This window comes from uncultured Mucilaginibacter sp., assembly GCF_903913935.1.
GTDB lineage: Bacteria > Bacteroidota > Bacteroidia > Sphingobacteriales > Sphingobacteriaceae > Mucilaginibacter.
In genome coordinates this window covers 1-10,207 of the sequence record NZ_CAIWNH010000044.1, presented here as the reverse complement: position 1 = coordinate 10,207, position 10,207 = coordinate 1, and the positions used below count along the sequence as shown (strand labels likewise).

Here is a 10,207-nt window from a genome sequence, read left to right as displayed (position 1 = left end):
TTTGGACGCTAAAACCGGCGAAACCGTAGTTGCCGGCAATCCAAATATGGGGCTGGCAACGGCGTCAACCCTGAAAACCATTACGACCATTACCGCTGTTAATTTATTGGGAAAGGATTTTCAGTACCAAACCCAGTTTGGCTATTCTGGATCGATCAGCCCTGACGGGACACTTAACGGCGATGTCATTATCAAAGGTGCAGGCGATCCTACCCTGGGCAGCTGGCGGTATGAAAGTTCACATGAGAACCATATCCTTAGTTTAATGGTCGGTGCGCTGCAAAAGGCGGGCATCAAAAAAATTAACGGAAGGATTATTGGTGACGACAGTGTTTTCGGCTCGCAGTCCATTCCCCCCGGATGGATCTGGATGGATGTGGGCAATTATTATGGCGCGGGAACTTCGGGCCTTACCTGGCGCGAAAACCAGTTCGATATTAAATTTAAACCCGGCAGGGTTGGCAGCCCGGTTGAAATAGCCCGCGAAGTGCCTGCGATACCCTACCTTAATTTTAAAAGCGAATTGCTAAATGCCGCTTCAGGCACGGGTGATGAAGCCTATGCCTTTTTACCCGTTGGCGGCAAACTGATGTACCTGCGGGGAACTTATGCAGACGATCAAAGTAAAAAAAGTATTGCTGTTGCCCTGCCCGACCCTGCTTATGATGCAGCCTACCGGTTAGCCGATACCTTAAAAAAGCTGGGAATTTTGGTGAGCAACGAGCCGGAATCTACGGGCACCTTAACCGCAAAAGGTTTGCCCGCGCCGCAGATCGCTACCAATTTAACCATCATCCTTTCACCCAAATTAAGCCAGATCATTTACTGGCTCAACCAAAAAAGCATTAACCTTTACGCGGAGCAATTACTGAAAACTATTGCCTGGAAAGCCGGCAAACAGCCCTCCACCGAAAATGGGGTGGAAGTGTTGCAGGATTTCTGGAGAGCAAGGGGTGTCGACCCGCATTCGCTGAATATTTTTGATGGCAGCGGCTTGTCGCCCGGCGACAGGGTAACGACCCTTACCATCGCCACGATCCTGCAATCAGCCAAAAAAGAAAGCTGGTTCACTGATTTTTTTGAAAGCTTGCCCACCTATAACAATATGAAAATGAAAAGCGGCAGCATACTAAATGTGCTATGTTATGCCGGCTATCAAACCTATAAAGGCCGCGACCTTTGTTTCAGCATTATGGTGAATAATTTTAATGGATCAAGCCGTGCTGTGAAGGAGAAAATATTCAGGGTTTTGGATGAGTTGAAGTAGCCAGCAACCTGCTGAGGAAAGAGTTTACGGCGTTGTGGAATTTAAAACGGTGTACACAGACCCGGGATATCGTAGAGACGCAATGCTTCGCGTCTTCTACCAAATGCATCAAATCCCCGATCGTATACTATTAAACGGCAATCCCAAACCATTTGAGGGGTATTGGGCAAGTACGCTGTCTTTAATCGTGATATAGTCGCCGTTTTTATCTACCATCCATTTCTCAACACCGCCATCAACTATTTTCTGTGGAACTGTGGAAGAAACTATATCGCCTAATCCATCTACTTCAATCACAAACAACTGGTCACGTTTGTCTGTTGGATCTTTAAAAGGGATGATGAGCGTTTTAGCATAATCATCCACAAATTTGCCAAGTACATTTTTACCCGTGATCACTGCCGGCTGTTGTGAAAGTAATGTTTGGGCTTTCGCACTGTCTAACCCAAATTGCTGAAAGCGTACCGCGTTACCATTATCGTCTTTTAATGAATCGGTTGATTTAACCTGCTTGTCCTCCAAATATTTTATCGAAGCGTAGTAACTGTTATCGCCTGCACTGATATCACTATTGCCCGGCAGCAGGAAATGGATCGCGAGGTTTTTTATTTGCGCACTGTCTGTTTTCAATTTTCCGGCTATCAACACTAATTGAGCAGTGGTTAACCGATTGGCGATATGCACATCCAGGGTAGTTAGCGTATCGCTTTTAAATTCTTTGGAGATGGTGTAATGCGGTATATTTTGTGCTTTTTTACCGCACGAAAAAAACATTATTAACAAGCAACAAACCAATAGGGTATAATTCTTCTTTATCATCATTCTACAAAATAAAAACCTTTTACTTTCGCCTTTTTTCCTCATATAATCCCGTGTAAAACACCGCCCTTCTCCCCCATCTTATCCACCAGTTTTTCAACCTCCGGATCCTTTTCCAATACCGGGGCATGGTGTGGCTTGATACGTGCATCAATGATCAGCGGGCCCTTGCAGCCCCAGTGTTTATTTTCAATAAAACTGTTGATGCCATAAATATCATGCGACGGGTTGCTCCGGGTAAAGGTAACCCACACGAAATTATTTAGATTTTTAGCAGTGAAGTCGGCATCATCGCACAAAACCATTAATGGTAGTCCATCCAGGTCGGTAACGCCCAATTCTTCCTCCAGGATCTCAAAAATCAGCGGGGTATCGCTGTGTTTTATATTTTTTGGCACCTCAACTGCCAGTACACCGGGCATAACCATTTTATAGTTTGCAAAAGGGCGGGGCAAGATAAAATCAGCGGGTAATTCTGCCCAAAGTTCGCGCTTAATTTCCCCTGCAGCCGCAATGGCCACTTTACTGCCCGAATTGAGGCCGCTGCCGCTGTAATCAAGCGTATCGATGCTGGTATTGGTGTAAAAATGCAGGTCGCGGCTTAGGTCGATCCGCTGCAGGATATGTTTTAAAAATCCACCGATGTCGTTTACATCAAGCTTTGGGTCATCCTCTTTTGAGGTGATAAAAAGGTATTTAGCCAGACTCAGTTGTCCTTTTCCTAAAATATGATTTGCGATGGTCAGGATCTCCTGCGGCCTGCGCTCGTTTGAATAGGGCGTATACCGTTCACTGCCGATAGCAAACAACAAAGGATGTACACCAGCAGCATCAACAGCGTTAACTGCGTGCAGACCTGGAATTTCCTTCGGGATGGCAGAACCGGTGATTTCGTGGATGAGCGCGCCAAAACTGGTATCTTCCTGCGGCGGGCGCCCTACCACGGTAAACGACCATACAGCATTTTTTCGGTGATACACATTGTGCACCTTTAATAGCGGAAACGGATGTTTTAAACTATAATAGCCCAAATGATCGCCAAAGGGGCCTTCTGGTTTGTTGTCATGCGGCATAACCGTTCCGGTGATCACAAAGTCAGCTTCCGCCGAAAGGCAGAAACCTTCCTCGTCATAAAAATAACGGAAACGGCGGTTGCCTAAAGCCCCGGCAAAAGTCATTTCTGATAACCCCTCGGGTAAAGGCATTACTGCGGCTACCGGGTGCGATGGCGGACCGCCTACAAATATGCTCACCTTCAGCGGCTGCCCTTTGGCATTGGCTTTGGTTTGATGAACGCCGATGCCACGGTGCAACTGGTAATGCAAGCCGATATCTTTATTCAAAATATAATCATTACCTGCCAATTGGATGCGGTACATGCCCAGGTTGGCATTCATGATGCCGGGTTTATCCATATCTTCGGTATACACCTGTGGCATGGTAATGAAGGGCCCGCCATCTTTGGGCCAGTTAACAATTTGGGGGATATCGCTGATCTGGCATTTGGCGAAATTGACGGGCGCGTTTTTACTAACCTTCATCGGCAATGCCGATAGCGCTGTTAACGCTACATTAGCATATTTAAATGGGTTTTTAATGGCCTTTAATGGATCGGATTTTAGTTCGACCAGTGTTTTCACTTTGTCCAGCGTATCCCTGAAAATAAATTTCGAACGCTCCAGCGTGCCGAACAGGTTGGATACGGCCGGGAATTTACTACCCTTTACGTTTTCGAAAAAAATGGCCGGACCTCCGTGCTCAAATACCCGCAGATGAATGGCCGCCATTTGCAAATATGGGTCAACTTCTTCTTTTATCCGGATCAGATGACCATGCTTTTCGAGGTCGGTAATACAGGCTTGTAAACTTTTGTAGCTCATATTGATGGCACAAATGTACGAATTGGGAAGAGGTAATGCGGTGTATAAAGGTTATGAATATAAAATTGCCGGCATGAAACGTTTAAAATTTTACCTTGTATCAATAAACACAATTAGTCGCCTAAATCCATAGACAAACATTAAAGTAGACCCCTAAAAAAAGTTATTATTACTTTTGCTGCGACAGATAACCGGCTTATTTATATGACCACACTGGTATTTACCCTGATCATCCTTATTGGCGCCTATTTTGCCGGTTTACTTGGTTCATTAACGGGCTTGGGCGGCGGCTTTGTGATCATCCCTTTACTGACCCTGGTTTTGCATGTGGATATTCATTATGCCATCGGCGCATCGCTTGTTTCGGTAATTGCTACGTCCTCTGGTTCGGCGGCGGCATTTGTAAAAGAAGGCATTACCAACCTACGGCTCGGTATGTTTTTGGAGATCGCCACCACCGCCGGAGCCATGTGCGGGGCCATACTGGCAACGCATATCCCAACAAGTTATATTGCCGTAATTTTCGGGTTGATATTGATATTTTCGGCGCTGCTTTCATTAAAAAAGAAAGCTGAAAATATAGTACGCGAAAAAAGCTACCTCACCGAAAAGTTAAAACTCAGCGGCAGTTATCCCGGCAACAACGGCACTATTGAATATAGCGTAACCCGGGTTGGCGGCGGCTTTGTGATGATGATCTTTGCGGGCATCATATCGGGTTTGCTCGGCATTGGCTCGGGTGCTTTAAAAGTGATTGCGATGGATACCATTATGCGCATCCCCTTTAAAGTATCAACTACTACCAGTAATTTCATGATCGGCGTAACAGCTTCAGCCAGCGCGGTGGTTTATTTGCAGCGGGGCTACATCAGCCCGGGGCTATCCATGCCAGTGGTTATCGGCGTTTTGTTCGGCGCGTTTACAGGATCTAAATTATTGGTAAAATCAACATCATCCAGGTGGCTGAGGTATATTTTTGCGATCGTAATTTCGGTACTGGCGGTACAAATGATCTATCACGGGGTTACGGGAAGGATTTGAAGACAGTTCATAGTTGATGGTTCATAGTTCATAGCAGGACGATTGCTAATTTAAATGCTATTTTGACCATGAACTATTAACCATGAACTATTAACAATGAACTAAAACACATGATAAAATTTAAAGACAAAGACATGCAATTATTGCTGGCCCAGGTGTTGAGGGCCGGTACAATAATATCCATCAGTATTGTTTTTATTGGCGGCATCTTTTATTTGGTTAGGCACGGTCATTCGATAGCCAATTACAAAGTATTTAACGGAATACCCGATTTTGTGCAGCACCCCTCAGGAATAATTTATGGTATTTTAAATATTAAAGGGCAGGCTATTATCCAGTTGGGTATTGTATTACTTATTGCCACGCCCATTATGAGGGTTGTATTTTCGACAATCGGTTTTGTGCTCGAAAAAGATTATATGTATGTGGCCATCAGCCTGGTGGTTTTATCCATCATCTTTTTTAGCATGATGACAGGCCGGGCGGGATAATTAACCTATTGCTATATCACTCCTGATTTGGCGCTTTTTCTCAATTCGAAAGTCTTAAGTTAAAAGTGAGAAAAAGGTAAAATTTCAACTTAGGACTGCCGGGATGACACTAGTTCTCTTTACTGTTCAGCCTGTTTTGTTCTTCTTCGTTGCCGGTAGGATGCGCAATTGTTTTAAAGGCTGTTTTACCGAAGCGGTAAGTAAAGGCTAGCTTCAACACCTGGGTTTCAATTTTATCTACTACTGAAAAATTCAGGTTCTGGTAATTGGTATTGAACCTGTCTCGCAGCGTGTTAAAAATATCGGTCATACTTAACTTTAACGTACCCCTTTTATCAAATAGCTGTGTGCTGATATAACCATCTGCGTAGTAGTTTGCTTTAAACTGGCTTATGCCATAAAAACTCGGCGATTCATAAAAACCGATCAGTCCTGCCGAAATCGAATTGCTGATTTTAAAACTCTGACTACCCGATAAAATAATATCCTTGGTTCCCTTGTTTAAATTTCCGTTTTGCGGATAAGCTACATAACGCTGGTAGGAAGCATCCAGTTTAAAATCGGCCCTCCACCAGTTCGTAAAAGTTACCGGCGTTAAAAGCCTCAATCCCCAATTATAAATGGTGCCAAAGTTTTTTGGGATATTGATATTTACTTTGGTGGTGTCATTTTGAACGTAATACCTGAATTCATAGGCTTCGGTGGTGACATTACTGTATAAGGTAGCAGCAAATGATTTATTGTGGCTATAGGTCAGTTCAATATTCGTTGTGTATTCTGGTCTCAGGTTGGGATTTCCCGAGCGATAATCATACAAATCTATATAATATAAAAACGGGTTCACATCTTCATAACCGGGCCGCTTTGTAGTACGATTTAAACTTAATGAATATTCGTTTTTATCGTCAGCTTTATACGCCATCAACAGGCTTGGTAACAAATCAATATAGTTGTAATTAACTACTTGGCCCCAGGTGTCTGAATTACCTTTGGCAATGGTTTGAACGGTACGCAAGCCCACAGTCAGGTCAAATTTATTCATCCTGGTTTGGTAATCTGCATAGGCGGCATTAACGTTTTCAGTATATTTAAAATAGTCGCTGTATTTAGGATCGCTCGTGTACACACCATTTATCTGAGGGCCAAACAACAGGTTATTAACACTAACAACGTTGCTAAATTTAAGTCCTGCTTCAAATTTCGAAGTTTTCGAGACAGGATCCGCAAAATCGATCATGGAAACCATTTGCCGGATATTTGATGGCGAAGAATTCTGCAGTAGTAATGGCGGGCCGCTTTGGTTTCCGGAAGCATCAAAAAAAGTATTTGTTATGTACTCGGTTGAACTTCGGTTATTGGTGGTGTAGTTAATATTTGCAGAAAGAGTTTTCCCCGCGCTATCCAGTTTTCCACTATAATTGATGTTATAGTTTATGCGCGTAATGTTTCTATCAGGGCTTGAATTGGCAATTACCGTGGAATCAAAAACCGACTGGTGATAAATTTTCAAGAAGTTATTTTTTACAAAATCGTTGTTAGTTACTGACCCGTCTACTAAAAAACCAATAGTCTGAGTTTTGGACAGGTAAAAATCGGCACCAAAGCCAAAGTTATTGATTGCCCTGTCGACAAGGCTTTTATAGTCGGAATGATAACGGCTTAATATTTCGTTGAAATCCACATCCCGGTCGGTAGTAATTGCGTGAAGTTCTTTATTTTTAGTAATACTGTAGTTTCCAAAGATATTTACTTTATCAGTGCGATCATTAAAAACAATCGCCGCATTGCTTTTATAATATTTACCGTAACCGGCCACGCCGGTAAACGAACCGTTGAATCCGGTGTTTTTTCCCTTTTTTAGAATGATATTGATAATCCCTCCGGTCGCCGCATCGTTTTTTGCCGAACCCGCAGTAATCAGTTCAATCTTGTCAATAGTGTTGGCCTGGATACCCCTTAACACACTTGCAAGATCCTCGCCGGTTAGACTGGTGGGTACATCGTTAATGGTGATCAGTGCATTCTGTCGCCCGATGATATTGATATTATTGCTGTTGTCAACTCTTACGCCGGGTGTTTCCCTTAAAATATCAAAGGCAGAATTCCCCTGTGCACTTAAACTGTTCTGAACATTGACTATAAGCTTTCCGGGCTGGGCTTCAAGTTCAGGGCGGGTGCTGTTTATCGTTACCCCGCTGAGCTTTTGTATGGTGAGCTTTAAAAAAATATCCGGCGTAGTAAACATCTGGCCGGATTTTACCGGGTATGGCCCCGAATATAACTTTTCGCAACCAGCCTTGCTCACCAGGATGAGGTAGTCGTCCGCGTTAATATTTGTAAATTGAAAGGCGCCGTTTGTGCCCGCAGCCGCGGTATTGACGATGGATGAATCTTTGTATTTTATCAGGATGACAGTTGCGCCTTCGGCAGATAAGTTATTCTCCGCTAATATTTTGCCTCTTATAGCCGTAACATTTACCTGCGCATGTAAATTATAAAAAAAACACGACAGGAACGCTGACAATAAGCACCCGACTAAAAACTTCATTAATAGTTTATTTAGAAAATATCTATAAAATTATCCTTTAATTAAATCGCCCACAATATACCAACAATAATTTAGCCGATAAATTTAATGATCGAAATATTATAGCAATTACACCAATGAGACTATTGTACATATCAATTAGCGTATTATCTATACCAATAAGCATATTGTCTGATTTCACTAAAATATGCCTGTATAGTCGGCAAATGATACAGTATTTAAGTATCAGGCAGTATACATATTTCGTCCTTTGAAAATTATAAAAATTCAAAAAATAGATTTCTTTTCAATATTGCTTTAAATTTACCGCGGCCAAAGGGCCAAAAAATTAATGAATTTTAGTTTGCCACAATTACGCACCGTTAATGTTACCCGTTATGTTACGCCATTGCGCGAAGGCGGCTCTTTACCGGCCATAGCCGAAGCGGATGACGGTTTTTTATATGTACTGAAATTCCGCGGTGCGGGACAAGGCGGCAGGGCATTAATAGCAGAATTGATCGGCGGCGAAATTGCGCGCGCGCTCGGCCTTAAAGTGCCTGAGATTGTTTTTGCCAACCTGGACGAAGCTTTTGGGCGCACCGAGCCTGATGAAGAAATTCAGGACCTGCTGAAAGCCAGCGTTGGCTTGAACCTGGCCCTGCACTATCTTTCGGGCGCCATTACGTTCGACCCGGCAATTACCCGGCTGGATGCAAAACCCGCTTCGCAAATTGTTTGGCTCGATTGCTTGTTAATGAATGTTGACCGTACGCCGCGTAATACCAATATGCTTACCTGGCATAAAGAATTATGGCTGATAGACCATGGCGCCGCCTTGTATTTCCATCACTCATGGGATAACTGGCGCGAACAGGCCAAACGCCCGTTTGTTCAAGTAAAAGACCATGTATTATTACTACGGGCTACCGAATTGGAAGCGGTTGACACGGAATATAAAGCCATACTTACTATTGAACGCATCAAAGCAATAACAAGCCTGATACCTGATGAATGGTTGACCGGCGAAGCCGCTTTCAGGTCGCCTGAGGAATACAGAGACGCTTATGCAGAGTTTTTGCTGACCAGGATAGCCCATTCAGAAATTTTTATAAAAGAAGCCCAGCATGCAGCAGGAATACTTATTTGAATATGCGGTGATCCGCGTTGTGCCAAGGGTTGAGCGCGAAGAGTTCCTGAATATCGGGGTAATTGTTTTTTGTGCAAAACAAAAATTTCTACGGGCAAGATATATGCTTAACGAAGCCCGGCTAAATGCTTTTGCACCAGCCCTGGACATTGCCGAACTAAAAGAGCATATCTGCTCTATGGAACGGATCTGTATAGGCGATATAGACGCAGGCCCCATCGGGAAAATGGATACTGCGTCCCGCTTTCGCTGGCTCACGGCTACCCGCAGTACCATTGTGCAAACCTCAAAAGTTCACCCCGGTTTTTGCAAAGACGCCGGTGAAACGCTGGATAAGCTGTTTGGCCAATTGGTTCTCTGATAAAGCAATAAGTTTTGAAGCCAGAAGGCTAATTATTTCTTCCTTTTCTCTTCAATTTCTGTCTCTATCCTCACTTTTTTTAAATCAATCCTAACCAGTGCGAACAAACTCATATACACATTAGCAACAAATACCAACGCAAAACCGGCTATCAAATAGCCCCGCCAGTCGGTCAGCAACAACTGAAAACGAGTGATAAACAACATGATGGCGACGATGTAATGGCTAAAACAATACTCGCAGGTAAACAGGTAAAAAAACTTGCGCTCGGCAATGGTTTTGCCGTTGTGGCAACGTCTTGAGCAATACTCACGCGGTTCTCGAAAAACTTCTTCGTGGGTTACCGTCCAGGCGATACAGGCTATAGGGATAGCCAGGATAAATAACCAGGTTATTTGAGTGCTTAGTTCCATACCCTATTAATGCTGAATTGCATAAAAGGTTTTCAGTTATAAAAAACGGTGATTCAGGCAAAATGAAAGTTATTAAAAAAGGGTAGTGTCTCAGTTTGATTTTTTTTCTTTCTACGCTTGAAAACTAATTTCTAGTAGTAAAATTGGCCGACCGTTTAAAAAAACTTATTCATACATTTAAGTCACTTAACAAGTAGCTTTTTAAACAATAATTTAAGTTGGAAATTCTCCCAGATGTAAAAGAAATTGCTAAAAAAT

9 protein-coding genes are annotated in these 10,207 nt (G+C 43.1%); 5 read left to right on the top strand and 4 right to left on the bottom strand.

The features are described from left to right. Window positions 1-1,267: D-alanyl-D-alanine carboxypeptidase/D-alanyl-D-alanine-endopeptidase (dacB, locus tag QZY09_RS01805; protein ID WP_295667437.1), on the top strand; the 1,267-nt coding region annotated here is incomplete at its 5' end. A gap of 108 nt (window positions 1,268-1,375) precedes the next feature. On the opposite strand, the gene QZY09_RS01800 is transcribed toward dacB, so the two are convergent. After that, window positions 1,376-2,041, bottom strand: a complete 666-nt coding sequence (locus QZY09_RS01800; protein WP_295667435.1) for a hypothetical protein — start codon at window positions 2,039-2,041, stop codon at window positions 1,376-1,378. A gap of 86 nt (window positions 2,042-2,127) precedes the next feature. Continuing rightward, complete coding sequence (locus QZY09_RS01795; protein ID WP_295667433.1) at window positions 2,128-3,966, bottom strand: UbiD family decarboxylase; 1,839 nt, start codon at window positions 3,964-3,966, stop codon at window positions 2,128-2,130. Window positions 3,967-4,170: 204 nt separating this feature from the next. On the opposite strand from QZY09_RS01795, the gene QZY09_RS01790 reads away from it, so the two are divergent. After that, complete coding sequence (locus QZY09_RS01790) at window positions 4,171-5,007, top strand: sulfite exporter TauE/SafE family protein (protein WP_295667431.1); 837 nt, start codon at window positions 4,171-4,173, stop codon at window positions 5,005-5,007. Window positions 5,008-5,117: 110 nt separating this feature from the next. Next, window positions 5,118-5,498, top strand: coding sequence for a DUF1634 domain-containing protein (locus QZY09_RS01785; RefSeq protein WP_295667428.1), 381 nt, complete (start codon window positions 5,118-5,120; stop codon window positions 5,496-5,498). Window positions 5,499-5,607: 109 nt separating this feature from the next. Here QZY09_RS01785 and QZY09_RS01780 read toward each other — a convergent pair whose 3' ends face one another. Continuing rightward, complete coding sequence (locus tag QZY09_RS01780; RefSeq protein ID WP_295667426.1) at window positions 5,608-8,046, bottom strand: TonB-dependent receptor; 2,439 nt, start codon at window positions 8,044-8,046, stop codon at window positions 5,608-5,610. A gap of 331 nt (window positions 8,047-8,377) precedes the next feature. On the opposite strand from QZY09_RS01780, the gene QZY09_RS01775 reads away from it, so the two are divergent. Continuing rightward, window positions 8,378-9,175 carry a HipA family kinase gene (locus QZY09_RS01775; protein WP_295667419.1) on the top strand — a complete coding sequence of 266 codons (798 nt, stop codon included), beginning with the start codon at window positions 8,378-8,380 and terminating at the stop codon, window positions 9,173-9,175. Next, on the top strand, window positions 9,153-9,536 hold the full coding sequence (locus tag QZY09_RS01770) for a DUF3037 domain-containing protein (RefSeq protein WP_295667417.1): 384 nt from the start codon (window positions 9,153-9,155) through the stop codon (window positions 9,534-9,536). Before QZY09_RS01775 ends, QZY09_RS01770 begins: the two co-directional genes overlap by 23 nt. A 32-nt stretch (window positions 9,537-9,568) precedes the next feature. On the opposite strand, the gene QZY09_RS01765 is transcribed toward QZY09_RS01770, so the two are convergent. Continuing rightward, window positions 9,569-9,949 carry a hypothetical protein gene (locus QZY09_RS01765; RefSeq protein WP_295667415.1) on the bottom strand — a complete coding sequence of 127 codons (381 nt, stop codon included), beginning with the start codon at window positions 9,947-9,949 and terminating at the stop codon, window positions 9,569-9,571. Window positions 9,950-10,207: the final 258 nt, after the last annotated feature.